12 protein-coding genes and 1 pseudogene are annotated in these 23,098 nt (G+C 35.5%); 2 read left to right on the forward strand and 11 right to left on the reverse strand.

Annotated elements, in window-relative coordinates; genetic code table 11:
* Positions 1-3: 3 nt before the first annotated feature.
* From ACFSR1_RS00985 to ACFSR1_RS01030, 10 genes are all read right to left on the reverse strand, one after another.
* Entirely contained in the window at positions 4-2,256 is a 2,253-nt protein-coding gene (locus ACFSR1_RS00985) for an inorganic phosphate transporter (protein ID WP_378288744.1), read from the reverse strand.
* 262 nt (positions 2,257-2,518) lie between these two features.
* Complete coding sequence (locus ACFSR1_RS00990; RefSeq protein ID WP_378288746.1) at positions 2,519-5,257, reverse strand: carboxypeptidase regulatory-like domain-containing protein; 2,739 nt, start codon at positions 5,255-5,257, stop codon at positions 2,519-2,521.
* A gap of 39 nt (positions 5,258-5,296) precedes the next feature.
* Positions 5,297-6,121 (reverse strand): GLPGLI family protein, encoded by an 825-nt coding sequence (locus ACFSR1_RS00995; protein WP_378288748.1) that lies wholly within the window; start codon positions 6,119-6,121, stop codon positions 5,297-5,299.
* Positions 6,122-6,255: 134 nt separating this feature from the next.
* Positions 6,256-7,170, reverse strand: a complete 915-nt coding sequence (locus tag ACFSR1_RS01000; protein WP_378288749.1) for a helix-turn-helix domain-containing protein — start codon at positions 7,168-7,170, stop codon at positions 6,256-6,258.
* Between the two features lie 103 nt (positions 7,171-7,273).
* On the reverse strand, positions 7,274-7,870 hold the full coding sequence (locus tag ACFSR1_RS01005) for a hypothetical protein (RefSeq protein WP_378288751.1): 597 nt from the start codon (positions 7,868-7,870) through the stop codon (positions 7,274-7,276).
* 37 nt (positions 7,871-7,907) lie between these two features.
* Positions 7,908-8,441, reverse strand: a complete 534-nt coding sequence (locus ACFSR1_RS01010) for a hypothetical protein (protein WP_378288753.1) — start codon at positions 8,439-8,441, stop codon at positions 7,908-7,910.
* Between the two features lie 112 nt (positions 8,442-8,553).
* Positions 8,554-9,945, reverse strand: a complete 1,392-nt coding sequence (locus ACFSR1_RS01015; protein ID WP_378288755.1) for a hypothetical protein — start codon at positions 9,943-9,945, stop codon at positions 8,554-8,556.
* A 302-nt stretch (positions 9,946-10,247) separates the two neighbouring features.
* The gene (locus ACFSR1_RS01020; RefSeq protein ID WP_378288757.1) at positions 10,248-10,403 is read right to left on the reverse strand and encodes a class I lanthipeptide; all 156 of its coding nucleotides are present in this window, start codon (positions 10,401-10,403) and stop codon (positions 10,248-10,250) included.
* A 129-nt stretch (positions 10,404-10,532) separates the two neighbouring features.
* The gene (locus tag ACFSR1_RS01025) at positions 10,533-10,724 is read right to left on the reverse strand and encodes a hypothetical protein (protein ID WP_378288759.1); all 192 of its coding nucleotides are present in this window, start codon (positions 10,722-10,724) and stop codon (positions 10,533-10,535) included.
* Between the two features lie 374 nt (positions 10,725-11,098).
* Complete coding sequence (locus ACFSR1_RS01030) at positions 11,099-12,202, reverse strand: LamG-like jellyroll fold domain-containing protein (RefSeq protein WP_378288761.1); 1,104 nt, start codon at positions 12,200-12,202, stop codon at positions 11,099-11,101.
* Positions 12,203-12,413: 211 nt separating this feature from the next.
* On the opposite strand from ACFSR1_RS01030, the gene ACFSR1_RS01035 reads away from it, so the two are divergent.
* Both ACFSR1_RS01035 and ACFSR1_RS01040 read left to right on the forward strand, forming a co-directional pair.
* Positions 12,414-12,974: an REP-associated tyrosine transposase gene (locus tag ACFSR1_RS01035; protein WP_378289670.1), complete on the forward strand. Its 561-nt coding sequence runs from the start codon at positions 12,414-12,416 to the stop codon at positions 12,972-12,974.
* Between the two features lie 63 nt (positions 12,975-13,037).
* A pseudogene (locus ACFSR1_RS01040) lies at positions 13,038-13,280 on the forward strand (integrase core domain-containing protein); the annotation flags it as partial.
* Between the two features lie 274 nt (positions 13,281-13,554).
* Here ACFSR1_RS01040 and ACFSR1_RS01045 read toward each other — a convergent pair.
* On the reverse strand, positions 13,555-23,073 hold the full coding sequence (locus ACFSR1_RS01045) for a DUF6443 domain-containing protein (RefSeq protein ID WP_378288763.1): 9,519 nt from the start codon (positions 23,071-23,073) through the stop codon (positions 13,555-13,557).
* Positions 23,074-23,098 lie beyond the last annotated feature (25 nt).

Below are 23,098 nucleotides of genomic sequence, written 5' to 3' on the forward strand. Positions count from 1 at the left end.
ACCCTAAAGTGTTTTTTCTCGATTATGTTCTTCATAATATAAATTCAAAATATTCATATTGGCCATAATCAGATCCTTGGTCTCCAATAGAATACTAAAATAAAGAGTTGTATTCTTAGGACTAGATTCTTCAGTTCGTGTGCGTTCGACTTGTCTTTGTATGGATTCTTGAACACTTTCAAGTAATGTTTGTTTTTCTTCCATTATTGGGGGGAAAATCTTATCAAACGTTCTAGTATCAAATACTACTCTGATTTGATCAAAAAGATGAGCAAGTCTCTCGTTGATGTCCATAAGTTCCTCGGCCTGTTTTTTCTTTAAAGCTTTGTGGTTATTATTAACATGCTTGTGACTGACACTTGCGATTAGACCAGATGATTGAGCTACGTCCTGTATACTTCCAATTACATCTATATAGAATTTACTGGCTCCTAAATAGGAATCATCCATGTCTTTGATAAAATAGAAAATATCGTTTTGCAGTTCTTCTATTTCGGACTCTAGCTTCACCACCATTAACTTCGCCTTTTTAAGGTCATCCAAGTCTTGATTGATTAATCCATGAATAGTACTATTGTTTATCTTACTCACCCTTTTTAAGGCCTTAGAGATATTATCTGCACTTTCTTCTATAACACCCTGAATAGAATTGCTTTCAGCCTTACTCAAGCTATCTTCGGCTTTTACGGCTCGAGTTTTTTTGTTATGGTTGATATAATTACGAACCAAAAGAAAAACTGCCAAAAGCAACAATATTGCAATCATTGTTCCCCCACCAAGATATATTAAGTACGCAACGGTACCAGCTGCAATAAAAGCACTAATAGCCGTAAAAAACCAGCCTCCGATCACATTCAATACACCGGCAACTCGATAAACAGCACTTTCACTTCCCCAAGCCCTATCTGCAAGAGAAGTACCCATAGCCACCATAAAAGTAACATAGGTGGTTGACAAAGGAAGTTTCATTGAAGTAGCAATAGAAATTAAGACACTGGCAACCATTAAATTTACCGCCGCACGTACCATATCAAATGCGGGGAGTTCTAGTGTCTTTCCTTTCTGTAACTCAATAACGGGTTTCTCAAATCGTTTTTCAATTTTTTCCCGAATCGACTTGGGAATAACAGTGGCCGTATATTTGGAAACAAGAATTGAAAGACGTACTAAATTTCGGGATAAAAAGTTAGGTTGGAAACGTTCATGGGTCTCTGCTTGGCTTGAAAGGTCAATCGAAGTCTTGACTACCTTTCTTGCCTTACTTGAAAACCAGAGTGTCAATACCATAATCAAACCTGCAAACAATAGAAATAATGTTGGGGTAGGTACTTTTTTTCCTAAAACATCCATAGGAAATTCGCTCGCAGGTACACCAGAAGCTAACCAGGCTTCATACGACTGCCAGGCGGCGATCGGGACCCCTATAAAGTTTACCAGATCATTACCGGCAAATGCCAATGCCAGCGCAAATGTGCCTACAACAATAATAAGTTTGTAAATGTTCTTATTGAGAAATTTGACAACGATATAGGATAGTAAGGTCCAAATGACAAAACTTACAACCATAATTAAGGTTGTTTTTCCTTCTATTAACGGCTTAATCTCATTGTAGTAATCGGTCCCTTTCAAGCCTTTGATAAAAATAAAATAGGTAATTGCCGCCAAGGCAATTCCACCAAAAATTGCTCCGACCCATTTGGATTTTCTTTCAAAATCAAAGGAAAGCAAAGCTCGCGAAACATATTGTACTAAGGCGCCCACAGAAAAGGCGACCACTACTGACAACAAAATACCCAAGATAATTTCCGTTGCCTTTGCTGTGTTGATATAGTTGTAAAGATCTGAAACAGAACCACTCTCAGCTCCAATCTTTATTATGGCCATGGCTACGGCAGCTCCCAGTAATTCAAAAACGATTGATACCGTGGTAGATGTTGGCATCCCAAGGGTGTTGAAAAAATCTAACAATAGAATATCTGTAATCATTACCGCCATAAAAATGATCATGATTTCGCTGAAGTAAAATTCACCAGGGACAAAGATTCCTTTTCGGGCAACTTCCATAAGACCACTAGAAAAAACTGCACCAATCGCAATACCCAAACTTGCTACGATCATCATAGACCTAAATGAAATGGCTTTAGAACCAATTGCAGAATTCAAAAAGTTAACCGCATCATTACTAACTCCAACTACTAAGTCGGCGATTGCCAAAACGCCGAGCGCGATTATCATTAGAAAGTAAATGTTATCCATAATTAAAATCGATTGGTTCAAGCAATAAATATAAAAACAATAAAACAATAAATTATATGACTAATATCAGGTAATAAATGAATATCAAAATGAAATCACTTCATTATAAATATCTTATACCACATATATTTCACCAATAGCTCAACTCGACCAAATATTAAAACTTGTCTACAGGTGTATTTAGGAAGCCTGTTTTAAATTTGTTTTAAGGTTTGTATTTCAAAAATTAAATAATGATTGGGCATAATATATGACTTCTAAATTAGAGCACATACCGTAATCTAAAGGTTATAAATCTCGGTAAAATAAAGGTTTCAGTAGAAGAAACGAAAAGGTTCGTCGCTCTGTTATTTACTCGTGATGTTACATCTAATATATTAGTGGCCCTCAATGTATATTCCCATTTAGCATCTTTGTCTTTTCTGTACGATAACGAAGCGTTCCAGGTATCAAAGGATTGACTGGGTCCATCTTTTCTACTTTGTCTGGTATAGGTATAGTCTGTAACAAAAGTTAATGATTTCCAGATGTATGCATCAAAATCTATGGATGGTGCATTGGTGTAAAATGTGGTTTTATTAGATCCTTGGGTATTGGTCGTGATACTGTAGTTATATTGCACGCTGACATTAGGTGCTTTTTTGAAATTAGTTCGTAATCCCGGTCTGTAACTTTGAGTAAATCCTTCATTCACCGACCTCCTGTCCTGAATAAATTGGTTGATTTTAGTATAATTAAAACTAGTATTCATGGTTGCTCTAACTTTACCAAAAGTTCTTTGAATACGACCAAATGCAGAAAAGTTCTCGTCTGCAAAATTAGAATTAAAAAAAGTACTCGTGGTTATTACATTATCAAAATTAGTCAGGCCGCGTATTTGGTCTATATTTTTAGAATATGCTAATCGTGCAAAAATGTTGGTATAATTGAACAAGTTGAAACTAGAATAAAACAGACTTAAATTATGAGATAAAGCATTTTGAAGTTCTGGCTCTCCAAATTGGATACTATTAAAGTTATTTAAGACCAAACCTTGCGCTAATCTAGTCACATCGGTAAATTGATTCTGCATATCGTAACGAAATGTAAGACTCTCATTTTTCTTAAACTGTATACGAGTTTCGAAATCAGGTAATAATCTAAAAAAGCTTTCATCAAATTCCTGATTAAACTGACTGTTTTCATTTACATAAGAGTGTACAGAAAATCCCGGTGTAAAAATGAACTTCCCTGTTTTAAATCTATAATGAAATCCTAGATATACATCGCTAAATGTATATTCTGTATCATTAGTTGCCCGTCCTTCATTAAAAGTTGGTGTAGGATCAAATTGAGCGTTATTATCTAAAAATTGAAACAACCTAGAGTTGAATTTTTGCTGACTAAAAATAGTCCCTAAGGTCACATTTAAGTTACTTTTCGCATTAATAATATAAAAATAATCAAGCTTAGCATCCAGTTGATTCGATTTGATCCTTCTATTCTGACCTAAATTATAATTTAACAAGCTTGTATCCAAACCTAATGCTTCAGCAGTATTGTCAAATGGGTCTCTATCATTGGGATCGACCTCATTATTATTACCAGGGTCGTTTATAAGTCTGGCGTTATAAAAAGGATCTTCATCTCTTAATAAATGGTCTACTTCCAAGGCAAAAATGTTATCCTCATCAAGTGTATAATAATACTTTAGACTTTGATTGATACTGTAAGGTGTGGCGTCTTCTGCTTCAGTAGTAGTTCCCAAAATAGATGAAGCAAAGTTTTGATCTTGTACATCCTTCGAGATACGTCCTAAAATGTCATAATCGATTTGATTATTGACATTGGGTTTATAGGATGCGCTTAATTTCAGCAATCCCTGATCTGATTTTTCTTCATTATTTTCGTCTGTTGATTCATCCGGAATCCCTAAATCGGCATCTGTATATTGAATAAAATTTGATTGTCTTGAAGAAAGACGGCTCACATTAAAAATGGCAAAACCACTTATATCTAATGATTTATTGGGAGAATAACTAAAATTTGCTGCTCCCAATTTATTTTGGATCGCCGTTGCATTATTCTGATTGGTTAAAAAACTTAAGTCATTATTTCCCAAATTAATACTGGTTCCACTAGTTCTGCTCGGTGCTCTAAAACCACCTCCAAAACCTCTGATATCCCTCCTGGATAAAGCAACTTCTCCTGTATTGTTAATATCACCAATAAAGTTAATACTGTATTTTGGGCTATAATAAAAAAGTTTGGGTTGTGCCAGATAAAGTCCTTCATCCGGAGAAAAACCTCCACCGGCAGTTACATTTCCGAACCAAAAACTTTCTTTCCCTTCCTTGAGTTTAATGTTTAGGGCGACATTGTCCTGATTGTTAGTGACTCCTCGTAACTGACCTACTTCAGAATAGTTTCTAAGCACTTGTATCTTATCAACCGCTTTAGAAGGTATATTTTTAGTGGCAACTTTGGTATCACCATCAAAGAAATCTTTTCCGTTAACCATCAATTTGTTGACCACTTTCCCTTCTACTTCTACCTGACCTTCTTCATTAATCTCTACTCCGGGCAGGTTTTGGAGTACATCTTCTAGTTTACGCTCTGTGCCCGTATTGAAAGATTCTGCGTTATAGATTAAGGTATCGCCTTTTACCGTTACCGGCATTTCGTAGGTTATCTGCACTTCATCTAAGGTATTCCCAAATTTGAGGACTACGTTTTTTGAGATATCCGTTTCGCCAACAGAAATAACTTCTTCATAATCTTCCATGCCAATATAACTGACAGTCAGCTTAAATTCGGTATTCTTGCTTAAGTTAAGTTTGTAATTACCTTTAGCATCAGTCGTTCCATACGCTTGTAAAATTTTTGTTTCCTGATTAATGGCTACTACATTTGCTAATTCTAGGGGATTACCTACACTATCCTTTACAGTACCTTTTAGCTCTACCTGAGCGAACGTACTTTGTACTACACACAGCAGTACCAACACAAAAAGAGTTCTCATGAATTTTAAATAATATATGAATCGTTAAAATTCAAACTGTTAACTTCCTGGTCTACGTCTACCTCTATTATTACGCATCTCCTGCATTTTGCCGGTGATAATTTCTTTATATTCTTTTTTAGTAACTTCTTTCCCCCTATCCGGAGCTTCTATTTTTGATTTATCATCAGGATTCATTACAATTTTGAAACACAACATGGTAGTATTATTTACATTGGCCTCCAAAATCAATCCAGGAAGTCCCCAAAACTCCGATGGGCCTAAACTAACGGGAACTTTTAGTGTATACCAGGCAGTAACTTCGGTCATTGGTACTTCTTCAGGTTTGTCGGGATTATTCGCTGCTCTTAATTCACCCCAAGAAAAGTCATACCAGGTAAGATCGGCAGTAGGTATCATTGCTGTTGCTTTGTAGCAAGTATACCCGCCTATTTGCTTGGTCTCCGCTCCCATTTTCCATGCTATCGGAAGCAACTTATCTTTGACTAAAAAGTTCTTTCCATAAAATTCTTGTTTCTGAACCAGCTCATTAGTCTTTACATTTTTATATTGCTCACCTGGAGCGAAATTTTTCCCCCAAGTGTCCGTAGCACCAGAAAGCACATCTACATCCAGTTTTTCATCCTCCTTAAACGTTGATGATACCTTATCGAAGGTTAGCACATATTTTTTCTCCAGCCTATTCTTTAAACGTGCTGCTACTTGTTTTTTCTGAGCTTCGCTCAATCTTGCTCCCCAACTACCCAATTCCATAGTTGATTTAGCATAGTAATAAGCTTTACCCTGAAAATCCTGTGCAAAAAGACTGGTGGAAAAGAGAAAGATAAATAGGTAAAATAGATAGTTATTTGTTAGCGTTTTCATTGTGACTAAATTTTGTTTAACGAATATATACAATTGTTAAACATATAATTAGAACTTTATTAAAACATTAACGGTGTATCTTTTTCACTACTAATGAAAAAAGAAAATAAATATCAACTAAATCTTATGGAGAATTAATTTAGTTTAAAATTAGAGGGTGTGTAGCCAAAAGTTTTTTTAAAAAGCTTACTAAAAGATGCTAAATCCGGAAAATTAAGAATATCTGCTATTTCTGAAACCGTAAGATTACCCAATACCAAATACTGTTTGGCTCGTTTCATCTTTAGGCATGTAATATACTGATGTGGTGTTTTACCAAATATCTTTTTAAAGGAATTATACAAATGGTACTCTGATAAAGCAGAAACATACGACAAATCTTCTACAGAAATCTTTTGCTCTACATTATCATGAATATATTCATAGGCCACTAATAATCTTTTAAGTACTTCCATTTTTGTGGAGCTTTTTGAAGCTTTTATTTGATCTGCCATCAAGTATGCCCTGCATTGATCCTTAAAGATAGCCTGTAACACCTCTATAGTAAGCTCTTTAGGATCCATGTATTGATAATTATCGGTACAACTCTGCTGATGTATAGATTTTAATAATCTACCCGATGGGTAATGGTCTGCATTGTATATCTTCTCTAAAAAAAATGATTTTTGTTCTATTTTTTCTAAAGGCACATTCAGCAACTGATCTTCTGTAGCAAAGGCATAGAAATTGAACTTGGAAATAAGGTCATCAGATACCGCAAAACTCAATACATCGATATAATTTTCGCTTTTGTTAAAATACTCCCACCCATAACTGGGATTAGAAACAATAAACTTATTACCATCTACTTTTACTTTTTTATCCTTAACGATAAGATCACCGACTCCTTCTTTAAAATAGATAATAGTCAGACTATTTTCATTATATCCATAATAAGGAAGCTGCGTTTTAAAACGCATCATAAAATTTTCTTTCCTGTTAAATTGTGGTGGGATTGGGTTTCTTCTCTTTGAGAAGTGATCGTAGTATTCGTCTTTATAATGCTGCATATTTTGGGGTAATTTACACAGTTTGTTATAGTTTAAAAAAAACATAACTAGCTGATTACAAGCTGCAAATATACATTATATTAACTAAATATTAACTTTTAAATCACAACTTAACTGGTCTTTCTTTAAAATTAAATTTCATCAATCCATTCCCAAATAATTGATCATCGTAGATCAACTGTATTGTTTCATTCTCAGGAATATTACCAAAATTTAACAATAATCGCTTAAAAGGAGCCACTTTAAAATTACGCTCAAAAGTTACTCCAGCACAGGCTATCGTATCTCCGGATGTAGTTACGGCTTTAAAATCCTTTTGTATCGTAAATGCCATATATTTTACAGCATCTTCATAAGATTTGTTAGTATACTTGTCTTTTAAAAGATCATCTTCTTTTTCTTGTTGAAATTTAACCTCTATAACCCTTTCATTTTTATACAATTCATATATCGAATCTACTTTATTGAGATTCTGATTACCTTCATTTTTAAGGATATAGTATTGTATAGGTACCAAAGTAGCATTATACTCTATACCCGAGAGGAAATGCGATATCGATCTTGATTTCCATCCGGATTGCTCCAGGTTGAATAACCTTTCTTCTATTTTTGTTCTAGGCTTTTCTTTTTCTTTTTGGCAAGATGCAAAAGAAATTAGTAGCATAGCTATAGAAAGATAATGTAAGATATATTTATGCACAGATCATATATTTATAGTACCAGTATAAATTTACTTATTATAAAGGAACTCTCGAAAGTTTTATTCTAAAAGATCCATTGGTAACCGTTATAAAAGGATCGTTATCTCCTGCTCCAGAACTCAGCTCTCCTGAGAAGGTTCCAGATAATATATCATCAGACCAATCGGTTAAGACTACACTAAATCTTTCGGTATTGATATTATCCAGTCCATAAGAAATTTCTTGTCCATCGTTATCATTGATATAAGAAAAATCAAGAAAAGGATCACCGTTGTTTTCAAAATGTCTTAAGGTACGTGGAAATGTGATATTGTCTAAATCCAAATCATCCACAGACATATACCATACGATCTGATTTTCTTCAGAGATTTTTCTTTGGAACGTAAATCGATGACTTTCTGCGAAATATGTTTCTGTAGTTCCTGGTCTTAAATAATCGGCATACACCTTTTCTCCGTCAACTGTTCCTTCTATAAAAAAGTCTGCCTGACCTGAATCATCATCAGATTGACATCCTGAAAAGGCCATTAGTATTCCTGTAATTCCAAATAACAATATTATTTTCTTCATTTTGATTTTTGTGTATGTATTTATTACTAATTAAAAGTAGTATAGTTAGGTATTCTCTCGCATCGTAAACAATCGGCAAAGTGAAACGTTTTTATAACATGGAATTGCAGTATTAAAAATCAAACTTTACGATTTTGACATTTTCTCTTCCTCTGCGAAAATGATCTTCAGCTTCGACCAGATAAAACCCTTTACCGTCGATCACCTTGGTTGTAATGATCTCCTTATGCTTGATTCCTTTTTTTGTTGCCAGGTAATCTTTAATCTTATCATTAAAAAGCATAGCAAACTTTGTATAGAATCCTAACGTCAATTTCTTGTTATAATCTTCCTTCTGTTTTCTGTAAAAATATTGTATGACGCTATCTCCTATGGTACCATTCTGCGGATTTATTTTAAAGGTAAATAGCATGCCATCAATATTGATCCCAACTCCTATATCAGAAATCATATTAAATAGTTCAATGTTTAGGTCAATCCCTTTTCGTGAGTCATTAAACTCTTTGTTTTCAATATTTTTTTGAACTTTCCATACTAACTGACCTTCAAAATCATATTTATGAAGAAAAAAACCTTTAGGTCTATTATGATAAAATTTATCCTTATCAGAAAATAATCCGTACATATAAAAAGCTTTGTTAGCCGTATCTATATAAACATTTCCGGCTGTAGCTTGCAAAATAGTTTCTTTAGGGTATCTAAGATTATCTATGAAATTGCCAGCTCCCAGAAAACCACCCGAACCGTTGTTCGATGAGTTGAAAAACATGCCATCTTCTAATGCAAACGCTATACTTTTACTATATGTTAAATTTCCATCATAATCAAAAGCAAGTATGTTATAACGGTCTTCTCTTTTATCTTCTGATAAATCCTTGTATGCCAGATAAAATTCATCATCGGTGTGCTTTCTATATTCTACCAACATAACTTTTTCTGTATATGGTAAATCAGGAAAATTCAATTTTACCTCTTTATCTTCGAGCGTTTCATTATGTCTTGCGAACATGTAGAATTCGGATGTGATAAACTTATCCTTAAATTTCTTTTTTTCGTTTTTGTTATTACCAATACTTACGTCATACTTACTGGCAAAAAAATTAATAAAAGGATCAACATTTCCTGTTTCATACTCTCTTCTTATATCGTATGGTTTGACCTTTTTTCCGGTACGATCATATACATTTTTATGGTATAAGAAGTAATTAGCATCAGATGATACAATCAGTTCTGAAAATGCGTTACTTTCAATTTTATTATTAAATATGGTATCAAAATCACTAGAAAATCGCACAATACGTGCATCTTGCTTATCTTTTGATAATGTTCTAATCCCATGTAAAGCAATAACATCACCATTTTCTGCAATATCGTACTGATACAACACCCTTTTGGTCGACTCCTCAAAATTAATATTGATTACCCCATCCTGTCCTTTTACGTGAGATACTATTGTAATTAAAAGGACTTTAAAAATTATAATACGTTTATTCCAGTTTGTCATTATTTGTGTTTTCTTATTAGTATCAAAAACTAATAAATTATTATCCTCTTTTTTTAAGTTTTTATAACCCACCTATCTGGTCGATCCGATTCGTGATTTGATAATTTGTCTAAAAAATAACCTCTTGACTCAGCTCGAGGTGACAGAAACGAAAAATAATTACGCATAATCAATTGACTGATAATCGAACTCAGGTTATTACGTACGAATACCTTTTACTATTGTATTAATTTTACAACAGTAAAAGGTATTTGTAAACATTATAGTCTATCACTTCGCGTATGATTTGTAACATGTGATTATTAACCGCAACCAAGATGGCCATCAGCACTTGGGTCTTTTATACTTCTATGCAACAAAAATCCATTTCCTCCTTTTATGGTGTGCATATCATTAAGTCTGGCAATTGCTATTTTATCTAATGATAACTTTACTATTTTACTGTTCTGCTTTTTCATGATGTTTTGTTTTAAATTGTTTTTTAGAATGTCTAAAGAGTCTAACAGCTGAAAAGATTGGCAGAAAAACCTTGATTGATTGTGCCTTAATTTTCCTGCCAACCTAGTACTCAAAAGAGTTTTGCTGTTTTAAGCACAAGGAGAAGTTCGTGGTAACGCACATAATCCTCCTGGTCCAAAAGCGAAGGCTCCCCATTCGCCTCCGCATTGAATGCATGCCTCTTCTGTAGTTGGCCAATTGCCAAATCCACCTTTAATACCCCTTTGAGCCTTTTTGTTCATTTTTTGAACCCCTTTTACATTTAAAATGTTTTGTAACATAATCGTTTTGTTTTACGACCCGCCTTAGGCGGACAGATTAATGAATGATTTAACATAAAACTACTCATTAATTAATGATAAAATCCCTTAGAATTTCTGAATGCTTGTTTTTGATTTATAAAACTATGATCTGGATTGCTGAACTATTATGAGATACCCATGATACGAGCTTGAACAGAATAATTCTTAACAAGTAACTAACGTTTTTTTGAGTTCCTAACTTTCAGATCTATGAGAAGTTTATAATGTCGACACAAGTCTTATTAGTCTTTACCAATAAAAGCTACCTATTTCTAAGTAGCTTTTATCCCAATTTAATTTTACAAGTAGTTACAAACTACTATGAATTTTATTTTCAAACACTTACTACCTTTCTAATTATCACTCGCTAGATTAGTAATTTCCTCAACGGTTAGTAACCTACTATATATTGCCATATCATCGATTGTACCTTCAAAAGCTCTATTATGGCATACTTCTCCAGAACTATCTAAAAAATTTCCGATACTTAAATGTGAGGTTGTATCCAGAATCTCTGTAGGTACATCACCAGCCTTTTCGACCATTGTCGTAGGAGAACTTACTCCATCAATCAAAATATCAATTCTATCTTTTCCATCATTAGTATCTATACTTCCATCATAATTAATTGCAATATGCGCCCACTGATCTTCATTTACCCCATTTACCGATTCTATCCAGCGATATGGTCTGTTAATGGTCCCATCCTTTTCATAGTATACTACTCTTACTTTACCTTCGTTAGTTAACTGTGTAAAAAACTCTTGTTCAAACTCTCCACAAGGTGTGGTTGCCGTTGTTTGTGATAATTTGCCAATAATGGTAATTTGATTTCGAGTATCCGTTGGGAAATTATTAGGTTTTACCCAAGTTGAGATTGCAAACTGCTGATCTTGTCCTACAAAAAAATCTTGATCATCTAAGTCCACAAACGCACCAAATTGATTAAACACTGCCGCCGCATTCGCATTCTGAAACCTGTCTAATCCAAAACTTACTCCACTAGGCACCCCATCTGTGGTACCAATACTTTCATCCTTTGCATTTCCGTTAAAAGAATAATACGCCAAAAGATCATTTTCCGGTACAGGTAAAGAAACTGTTATGGTGATACCTGCCTCTCTTGTATGCGTACCTGAAGATGCACTATACGTAGCCGTAATGGTACCGTTTACGTCGTGATCAAAAGCCGAAGTGCTCAAAACACTTAATTCTCCTGTTACAGCATCTATTTCTAAAGCATTAGCAACACTCTGATTGTCTAAACTAAATACCAACGATGCACCGTTATTAGCTGTTGCATTTACTGTACCTATGGGCTGCCCTTCTGAAGGGTTTTCTATAACAACAGCTTCAAAACTTTCTACTGTGATCATAGGATCATTGTTACAATCATCATCATTGCTACAAGAAATCAGTGTGATCAACCCCATTAAAATAATTGTTATTTTCTTCATTTCGTATCCTTTTAAAAATTCATTATTAATTAGTTATAAAAATAGGACACGGCTATTTCTAACGATGAATCATTTTGCGAAACACCCTTATTACTTGATGAAAGGTAAATGTGACCTTCTAAACGATTTTTTAGTTTTTTTTTAGACTTATAAGCCCGTATGTATCAACTTATCTTAGGACGAGACACCATAGAAAGGATTCGGGCGCTAGCTGGGGAAGTACAAATTTCATAACAAATCAGGCTTATATTTTGTTAGTTTTACCACTGTGTATTGGATAGACGTTTTCACAAGACAAGTATATTTAGATGTGCTAACGGAAAGTGTTAGGTATTGCAGAAAAGAAAAAGGCATGGAATTATATGCGTATTGTTTTATGCCAAGTCATGCGCACTTTATTTTTCGCTCTTCGAATGAAAAGCCAATGGAGTTGTTAAGAGACTTTAAGCGTTATACTTCTAACCAGATCATTGAAGCAATAACTAACAATCCGCAGGAAAGTAGAAAGGAATGGCTTTTATGGATGTTTGAAAGAGCTGCCAAGAAGCAATCAAATGTAACCAAGTATCAATTTTGGCAGCATCATAATAAGCCTATAGAGTTGTGGAGTGAAAAAGTAATTCAGCAAAAAATAAACTATATCCATAATAATCCGATTGAAAGTGGTTTTGTAACAGATGCTACTCATTGGAAATATTCCAGCGCCAGAAACTTTCAAGATGATCACACTATTTTAGGAATAGATGAAACGGGATTTATAGAACTTGGTTAGTATATAAAACTTACTCAGGGCCGGCACCCGAAAGGATTCGGGCGCTAGCGTGGGGATCCTTTAGAAAATGCAATAGCCGAAAGAGTAAATGGTATTATAAAAGAAGAATATTTAAATGATTATCAACCAGAGAATCTAAAAGAAGCTAAAGAATTATTAGATGCAGTTGTTAAACTATATAACAATCAAAGACCACATATGAGTATAGGAAACCTTACACCAAATCAAGTACATCAAAATAATATAAAAACAGAAAAACTATGGAAGAATTATTATACAAAAAGTCCTATCATTGTAAACCAATAATAGGACTAAGAATAGGTTGTAAAGCTATTTTAGGATTAATGTAATATATGTAAACTTTTTTCAGGACGAGACATATTCTTACTCATACCGCCACTAGTTTTGGAAACTAGCGGTAGCGGGGGTGTTATTGCGTTTAGTAGTTACAAACTACTATCGTAATATCAACTTATCTTAACAACCATAGCTCGAAGTTACAAATCTACCTTTAGTAGACAGGCTTCGCGCAGCAGGGGGTTACAAACTTCGCGCAGCAGGGCAGGCTTCGCGCAGCAGGTTAAGGAGTACAATCCTTACATATCTTAGAACCATAATTTTCAATAAGTTCTTTATTTACACTATTATACTTAAAATCTTCATCGTATTTAGCTTCTTCCTTTATATAAGCAGCTGATCTCCATACACCAGTAGGCATAGGGTTTTTATCGCTTGTAGCCGGGCTAAAAACCTTAATTCCGGTACCTACTCTCTCCCATGAATAATCCCCTGTAGACTTAACGACTTCTATTTCTGACAATTCACCGATAATCTTCCCATTAGGCGCAGTAACTTCCATCCATTCACCTAATTGCCATTGGTTTCCATATCCCATTTCATCTATCATAGATGCTTCTTTATAAGTGATTGAAATGGATTCTATTACATCATCCAAATCTCCAGTAGTACCGGCGTCGCCTAAACCTAGAACACTAAAAGAAAGCCCTACCATTTTATCTGAAAATGTAATCGCAAATCCTGGAGCGAAAGGTAATGGTAATGAAAGAGCTTTAACCCCTTCAGCTCTCAAAAAAGTTGGTTCAAATACATAATCTGCACCAACAGCTAAATCTATTGATAGACCACCTATTAGCCTTGTATTCTCAGCATGTTCCTTTAAATCTTCAGGTCTAGTTAGATAGGCCGTTCCAAGAGTAAATTGAGTCTTACCTATCACATCCAAAGCAGTGCCCTGCTTAATACCAACAGCTCCTCCAAAGCCAACTCCTCCTTTAGCTCCTGCCTCCACATATCTTATAACTGTAGAATTTCTATACTCCAAACCTTCCAGTTCTACCCCATCGATAACCCTATTCTCACTAAACGCATATGGAGAGTTCCAAGGATAATCCGGAGCCAACGGATCCACAGCAAAGAACCTACCTATTCTAGGATCATGCATTCTATATTTATAGTTTACAGAGTTTCCTTCGCCTTTGATCTCGTTGTCTAACTCCTGTCCCTGGAAGCCATACCTGTACTCAGCCGAGTTTCCATGTCGATTCGGTAATAGCATCCCAAAGGGATAATAGTCATTATAGGCAATTACATTGGGTTTAAAAATAAGATCATCATCTAGCAACTTACGATCTGTTACTACACTTAACACATTCCCTAAATGGTTACTGAGCTCAAAACGCTTGTCGCCAACAATGTTAGTTGTTAGTTGCTGGTTGTTGGTTGATTGGGTATCCGCTAGTAGATCTGTGGTGCTTTGTTGTAATCCTACTCTACCACTACCATAGATGTGTTGCTCCTGCAACTCTAAGGCGGTTACCTGACCAGTTATAGGGTCTGTTTGCTTTTCATAGGTACTCAGTACATTACCTTGTGCATCACGCTGATAATAAGTTGTTCTAACTTCAGATCCACTGGTCGTGGTTTTAGAAATTCGATTTCCTGTAGGGTCATAGGCAAATTTAATCACCGTACCATCATCTTTGGTCAAGCTTTTTACCTTGGCGTCATTACGCCATGCGATCGTAAGCCCTTCTTGTTTGTCTCTAATCAATTGACCAATCTCATCATAGGTATAGTTACCGGCTTTCTGTCCTTTTTTGAAATCCTTGAATGGACTACCTGATATGGCATCATCTACAAAATCCAATTGGTTGGATCTCTTTTCTTCGCCAGTAGATGGATCTATAATGTTTTTATAGTCATAGGTTAATTGATCCATTAGTTTAATTCTTCCTTTTTTATCAATTGTATTTCTGATCAAGGTATCTAAATTACCATTGCGATCATAGGCATACTTACTACTATAGTTTTTAGCACCCTTGTCATCATATCCTTGCATGGATTTGATACGATTGAGCTGGTCATACTCATAATGATTGATCTGTGCAGCCAACATGGACTCATCATTATCTAATAAACCGGTAACCATCTGTTTGATATTACCATTATACAGGTTTTTATTGGTTTGTAAACCTACCGTATTGCTATAGGCAAATGCATTGGTCGCAGTATTACCAACTGATGTATAATCCCCCTGGTGATAGGCTAACGAATATCCAAAAGCATCTCTAGCTACGGTAGACGCGACCTTACCATCACCACCCATATCGGTATCAGGAGTTACGCTCTCTGAGTTCACTCCTTTGATCCATCCCTGCAAGGTATAGGCATAGTCAATCCCCTGCACTTTTTTATCTCCTACTATCATTCTGGCGATTGGTCCGTGTGCATAATACAGATACGAAGCGTCTTTCTCCCAGATCACTCCATCGGTAGAGGTTTCTACCGCTGTAATCCTATTATCTGCATCATAGCTGTATCTATGGATAAATTGATCCGGTGCATCTTTCTGATAAGTCACCGAGTGCACATTTCCGCTAATCAGATCATAGTCATAGATGGTGTTTTTTACTCCTTGGACAAATTCTGTAACCGCCATATCCGGGATGATCATCATCAATTCTTTTACATTGCCGTGTACATCGTAGTTATAATAACAACCATTATCATAGGTACTTAATGAAGTTGCCTCGTTAAATTCATCAAAATACAGGCTCATGGCTACCCTATTGCGACTATTATAAGGATCATAATTGGTTTTAAAATACTGTATCCCATCATTATCTGTATAATCATATTGGGTGATAGTCACCTCTCTAAGATCGTTACGATCTGTGATATCAAATCCATCCTGATACCCAGCAATTGCTGTTTTTTGTAATCTTCCTTTTTCGGTTATGGTATAGGTTCCTGCGTCTAACCAAATTTCACCGGCTTCTACAACTCTGCCCAAGCCATCATAGGTAGAATAGCTAAAACGTTCTGTACCATTTTTGGCTAGTTGTCTAGCATTTTGTGAAGCAATAATACGACCCAATTTATCATACGCAAATCTGGTAATCCCACCATCCGGCGTTTTTTGCCAGATTAATTGGTTTAATGAATTGTATTTGTATTCTGTAATCAAATCATGATTAGGCAATACTTTTTCATTATTTCTGCCTACTGCGGCAGTATAATTTGGCTCTTTTACTCGTATATAATTAATCTCCTCATTGGTAGTACCATCCAATCGATCGATTCCCTCTGGCGGAACCGTTTGGATCAAATTCCCTGCCTGATCATAATAATACAAGGTATAGTGATACTCTTTATCATAATAGGTCATGGTAAAAGTTTCCTTGGCATTGGCATAGGCCGCCTCTATATACTCCCTGATAAACTGTGCTTTTTTGGCATCCAGATATCGCTCGTACGAATCTTTCTTATACGTCTCTGATATACTAAGATTGAACTCTGTACATGGATCTTTTTCGATATCGATATCAAAATCCATGGATATTTTGGGTTGCAAAGCTGCAGGTGGGCATACCTGATTTTCTACCAAATAGGTTTCGTCTACAAAAGTAATCCATGAAGGTGCTCCCTCGGTGTTACCTCCAGCATTTTTATAGGCTTGTATGACGTCTTCGATCCCATTAAACCCATAATTAAGCTTTGTACTTCCAAACTCGTCTATTGACAAATAGGCATAATCATCGGTGCTGGTAATGTTTAATACATCCATATAGGTGATATACGAATCTACCAGGTAGGCAAAATTAAATTCGCAGAAAAATTTCTCGTCAAAAAACTCGGGTAACGTATAGTCCGTAATTCTTGCAGAATTCCCCTCGGCATCCAACTGTAAGAAATCCATAAAGATTGGATATTTTTCTGAACAACTTACCGGTGCTACCGGTTGTGGGATACAGGTGGTACAGTTTTGTGGGGTGGTAGATTTTTCAGTAAGAACAGTTTTATTTGCCCTAGCTGTAATTCCATAACCAAGATCACAGCCGAAGTGTGGATTGAAATACTCAAACGCCTCTTCTCCGCTGCCATTTGGAGCCCTAAAATTGAACGTAGCACTCTGGGTAAGAATGACACCCTTATTGGTTTCATAGGTAATACCTCCAAGGTTATCAGACCCTAGTCCTGGGTATACATCAAAATTTATGGATCTAATAGCTTTAATATCTTCTAAGGCTTCTAATTCTGAGGCAAGCCCCTCCACATTAATATCAAATATATAGTTATCCTGAATTTCAATTTCAAAACTTCCATAAGAAGTATCTCCGAATGAAGAAGTTCTAGAATTCCATTCTACAAAACTTGCATTGCCAAAATCAGGGTTTAGATTAGTGTTATTAGGATAGCGGTACGTAAAATTTTTGGTTAAAAAATCTTGAACAAAGGTATTATACATCTGATAAGAAGAAAAACTAACCTCATTATCATAGAATTGACCTTTAGCTAATAATTCATTCATCAAATTCTTAAAATGATAAGCAAATTTTGGTTTTAACGATAACTCATCATCACATTCTAAGGATAAGTCATACGTATCATTATCACCAAGATCACAGCCGAAATTCATGTCTATCGATCCTCCACCAAAATCTCCATCGTTATGATAGTACATAAAACGACTATTTTCTTCTATAATACGTTTTTCTTGATTTGTGACATAAGTAATATTGGATTGACCATCATTATCCGCACCAGGATATATATCAAAGTCTATACTCTCTATATATTTTATATCCTTTAATGCTTGAGGAACACTAGAGAATCCTTCATGAAGTTTCAGAATGATATAGGAATAAGAATCTGAGTGCTTTATATTGATTTCTCCAATACTAAATGGGTCTAACAAACCTGCACCGTGCCATGTTACTTTATCAATTTCTGAAAAATCAACCGCTGAACATCCATAATCAGTTGTACATGTTTGATTATTTTTAGAAAAAAATTGTTGTAAAAATGCATTATACTCATCATATTTACTTAAATCAACATTAGGATTATAAAACTCTCCTCTTGCCAACAGTGCATTCATTAAGTTCTTTATATGAAAAGCAAACTGAGGTTTAAAAGAGGCATCATTACCACAGGAAAATCCATCCCCGCCACCATCGGGTTCGATATAGGTGCAACAACTAAAATCCAATAGTTCATTGCCATCTTTAGTGATCGTTCCTGTTACATTTTGATAGGATCCTGTAAAAGTGTAGTAATAGATGGTGATATCTGCTACAAACTCTCCATTAAGTACTGGTCTTTTATCGATATGAACACCGGTAATATCTTTGATGTCCAAACTAGATAGTTCTTGAGACAGGTTGATCACCACTTCTGTTCCTGCATTAGATTGTAACCTATATTGATTTAGATTAGCAGACCAGGTGATTGCATTTGTAACATTTGTACCAAAAAAGAACTCTGGTAAATAGCTGTCTTTATAACTCGTAAGTTCTGTTATAGCATAAGCGGTATTCGCTACCTGATTGTTATCTATGATTTCATTCAATAGGGATTTTAGTCCTTCTTTAAATAAGTATTTCTTATTACAATCTGAATATAAGCCTCCGTTGGTATCATCTAATACTTCACCAATACCATCATTACTCAATCCACATTCTCCTATCGCCGCACAGGTAGTTCCTGTAAAAATCACTTCTAATGTATCTGATCCTACTCTTACTGTTGCCAGTACTTTGAATCCATACACATTAGATGCAGGATCAGAAATGTTATTATCATAAAACAAGTTGCTAAAGCCCAGGATCTCCCATCCGCTGTTGGTTCCATTAGGGGTATAATTGTTCCAGGTATATGAAGTATCCCAACCTAAAGAAGGCAATTGCAGTGTTAGTGCATTCGCACATATCGTAGATGCCACTCCACTTGAAACATTCATTTGAGTGCTTAGTGAGGTTCCTTGGTTTTGCACATTTCCAAATAGTACAATCGCATCTCCATCACCTAGAACTCCACCAAAAGCCTGGTATAAAGAAGGTACAATATACCTACCGGTATATCCACGAGTGCCTACAATGTTTTTTTTATCTCCATTAGCATCTATTTCTGTAACCATGCCATTAAGCATCATTTCCAAATCAAATCCCAGAGGACATCGACCAGTCTGTAAATAAGTTTGAAAATCTCCATTATCTTCCAGATCACCAATGCTATCTACCTCATCAATCCCGGAATCATAATTCACATCGATCGGCACATACCTTTTTTGTCTTGTTTTATACTCTTTTGAAGCACTATTATTACACGGTGTACTATTGATATTTGTTGTCTCATATACATATATCTCTTGAGCGATATCTGAATAATTACGAAGTACCGAAGATAGAATCTGGTCTCCATCCTGGCCAATACAACCATTATAGTTACCTGTTTTTTTCATATTTGCTCCCATCAATACATAGCGCAACTTTTGTTTAAGGCTTAGGTAGTAATTTTTATAGCCTATCCATATCTCATCCTGTTGCCACTTTGGTAAATTATCGATCGTTAAAGTTCCATTAAAATTAGTTGCACATTGGGTCAACCCATTACATACTACATTACGATACGCAAATTCGAGCAGTGGTATACCTGATCCATCAGGACGTTTTGCAGCTTCGTATTGCGTATTAAGCGCTCTATTCATCAAATCATTTTTCCAACCAGAAAGTGTACTGTTTTCAAAAGCATCCGCTAATTTGATAGAAAATGGATCTTTGGTATAGATTGTTGTAGCATTTGAAAACATTTTTGCTTCTTTTGCATCTTTATAGGTATCTAAGGTTTGCAAATACGCATCGTACTCTCCTGAGTCTAAACTTTGAAACGTTTTTTCTTGTGTTTTTGGATCATATACTTCTTCCTCTTTTATGGAGGCACAAACTGCTTCACTATATTGAAGATAACGATACTCCGGATGGTACTGTACCAAAGCATTTGCCCAACTAGGTTCCCAGTATTTTAGAAAGTCTTCGAGATTCTTAAGGTTTTCCGGAGATGTCCATAAATAGGCTAATTCTCCTTGATCATTTGTTCCATATTTGATAGCTAAATAATTATAAACTTCCGGTTTATATTTCCCATCCCCTAAGGCTTTTACTACAATTTCTGCTGGGTTACCTAAGGCATCTTTATATTCGGCAGATCTCCAATCTACCCTTCTGTTAGAGTTTGGCGCTGTTAAAAATCCTGCTTCATTAAAAATACTTAGCGGGTCACTTAACTCATCACTACCTGGAATAGTTGCTACACTACCATATTGTCCTCGCGGAGACATATCTGCCAGGAGTGTTTTTCGTTTTCCTTCGCACGAATCTATAAAAGTATCACAAGGCTCCATACAAGCTGCAACCAATAACTCCCACTCTCTATCATATCTTACAATCAATGCATTTACGGTTTCTTGATCTATTACTAAAACCCCGTTGGTATCATCCTCCTGATCTTCCCAGCTTACAGCAATGTAATCTCCATTGATCCCATCTGCGATAAAGGTGTCGTTATTAAAATACGCTTCCAGTTGTTTTAGGATATAGGTTTCTTGTGTATCAAGGCTATCTACACAATCCTGGCAAGACACAAAACATTCAGTAATATTCGCTTCTGGTGCAAAAACAATAGGATCTAAATAACAAGCCGGATTATCAGGATCGGTAAGCGAAGCCATAAAATCCTCAGTATAGTTTATCAGTTCCTGCTCATTAATTTTTAGTTCTTTATGTAAGGTATAGGCTCCTATGGCTAAGCTTGCTTTTGCCTCCTCTTTAAAATCTACAATGGAACCAATACCATTTTCGTCTATCTTTTTAACTACAGGAGGAAACATATCCTGCCCTTTGTCATCTTTTAACGAAAGTTCCAGATCATATACAAAGGCATATTCATTATTGGCACAATCGGTGTAAGTAGTAGCATTAAGTCCGTAGTTAAATGTATAGTCTTTGGGACCTTCTTCTCCATTATCACCATCGACCAAAATTTGCTTATTCAGATAAAAAGAACTAGCTGTCTTATCATTTATGACGCCCGCTAACAGATCAGAAGTCATGGATCCATGATTTCCGTTTTTTTCTTCATCCAAGGGATCAAGTTTGTCAGGGTTTCCTCCGGTAAGTGCTGTGGCAATAGTTCTTCCTTGCGGATCAATATAACTTACACTTACCTGGCCGTTAGGATCTATCACCAGGTTCTTTTTATAATGTGTATAATCTCCTACTTTATATCCAAATAATCGGTTTAATTCTTCTTGTGTTGGGAGTCCATAATTGTATTTCATTTCATGACCTGATCCCAATTGATATTGTGGTCCAACTCCTCCTTTTCTGAGTACTCTTCCTGTATTATCAGGGGTATACTCTATCTGAGAAAATGGAAATCGCTGCGCATCAGGAATTCTATGTCTAAACTCATCATTAATATCATTGTTTGCCGAATAATATTTTGATGCACCTGCAATAGCGCTCATGTCATTTACGGATACCTCATCTTCTTTATCCGGATCATCCCAGTCAAAATCATTGTGAGTATATACTTCTCCTGAGCTATTTTGATTAAAATTATCTCGATACTTAATTCCTTCATCTGATACAGGAACAGGAAGCACCTCCACTGCAGCTCTACCTTGGTTATCATAGATTACTTCTCCTACAATCGCATGTTTATCACTATTGATCTTAGTTACCGTTTGCCTGTTACGTAGCGAGCCATCAAAATAACTAACCACTTCTTTCTTCTTCCCTTCTTCTGCATAGGACGCCTGAAACTGCCAGTTTTTCTGATTTTCGTGTCCTGTAGTCTCTATATAATTACTCCAATCGGTTACGGTAACAGCATCCTTACCACTAGACCAAGACCCATATAATCTTTTGGAAATGTATTTAGGGTTCATAGATTTACCAACGGCTCGTATCCTATAAATTAGAAACCCTTTATCATATATCAGTGGGATTTGATAATTTGTTTTATCCGTTTGAATTCTAGAGCTGTTGTTTTTAAATTCTTTCTCAGTTAATGTGATTTCATTAGCTAATAGATCTGTTGTTTCCGTATCCGCATAACGATCTACCCAAGTCCATTCTAATTCATACGTTATTGCTCCCGTAACATTTGCCCAGTTAAGATGTAAGCTTTCCTGAACCTCATTGCCAAAATTATCGGTGTATGTTTTAATTTTATCAGGGCTATCTATAAAGATTGGTGGTGTATCAGCTAACTTATAATAACGTTCTGCCTCAAAACCAAGATGCATTGATATATTTTCCGGTGTACTCGTAGAAGTTGCATTAGTATCCAGATCTGTATAGGTTTTCTGTACGATTACCACTCTTGCTCCATAAAAACCTTTAAGAAGATGGACTGTTTTATCTACAAACTCCCCTCCTGTGGTAACATTGTTTGTTACGGTTAAAGTAATCTCTCTGGGGTCACCTTCTGTGCCATCCTCCAATACTGGCAACACCTGTAAGTCCAAAGTATAAGTAAAAGAAGTATACGGAGCCTTATTGCTATCCACTTCTAAACGTATGGTAGCTGTTGGGTCCAGAGTTAACTGATCTGTATTGGTCAACTCAGGATCTATATAACTATATCCAGTAGTTGATGCTACAGCGTTTTCCAGGTCATCCGAAGAAAGAACTGTTCCTGGAAAATTAGTGTTTTGAGCATGTATCGATGTACTTATCAATACAGTGAGTAAGATAAAAATGCTCGTTATTTTTGACTTGATCATTATTTTCATAACTATATCGTTGATCTGCTTGTAT

The organism is Aquimarina rubra (assembly GCF_042684305.1).
In the GTDB taxonomy this organism is placed as follows: domain Bacteria; phylum Bacteroidota; class Bacteroidia; order Flavobacteriales; family Flavobacteriaceae; genus Aquimarina; species Aquimarina rubra.

Coding starts and splice junctions, on each gene's coding strand:
- ACFSR1_RS01015 (WP_378288755.1), bottom strand. CDS start 9,945: ATGACAAACTGGAATAAACGTATTATAATTTTTAAAGTCCTTTTAATT.
- ACFSR1_RS00995 (WP_378288748.1), bottom strand. CDS start 6,121: ATGAAAACGCTAACAAATAACTATCTATTTTACCTATTTATCTTTCTC.
- ACFSR1_RS01025 (WP_378288759.1), bottom strand. CDS start 10,724: ATGTTACAAAACATTTTAAATGTAAAAGGGGTTCAAAAAATGAACAAA.
- ACFSR1_RS01010 (WP_378288753.1), bottom strand. CDS start 8,441: ATGAAGAAAATAATATTGTTATTTGGAATTACAGGAATACTAATGGCC.
- ACFSR1_RS01020 (WP_378288757.1), bottom strand. CDS start 10,403: ATGAAAAAGCAGAACAGTAAAATAGTAAAGTTATCATTAGATAAAATA.
- ACFSR1_RS01000 (WP_378288749.1), bottom strand. CDS start 7,170: ATGCAGCATTATAAAGACGAATACTACGATCACTTCTCAAAGAGAAGA.
- ACFSR1_RS00985 (WP_378288744.1), bottom strand. CDS start 2,256: ATGGATAACATTTACTTTCTAATGATAATCGCGCTCGGCGTTTTGGCA.
- ACFSR1_RS00990 (WP_378288746.1), bottom strand. CDS start 5,257: ATGAGAACTCTTTTTGTGTTGGTACTGCTGTGTGTAGTACAAAGTACG.
- ACFSR1_RS01030 (WP_378288761.1), bottom strand. CDS start 12,202: ATGAAGAAAATAACAATTATTTTAATGGGGTTGATCACACTGATTTCT.
- ACFSR1_RS01045 (WP_378288763.1), bottom strand. CDS start 23,073: ATGAAAATAATGATCAAGTCAAAAATAACGAGCATTTTTATCTTACTC.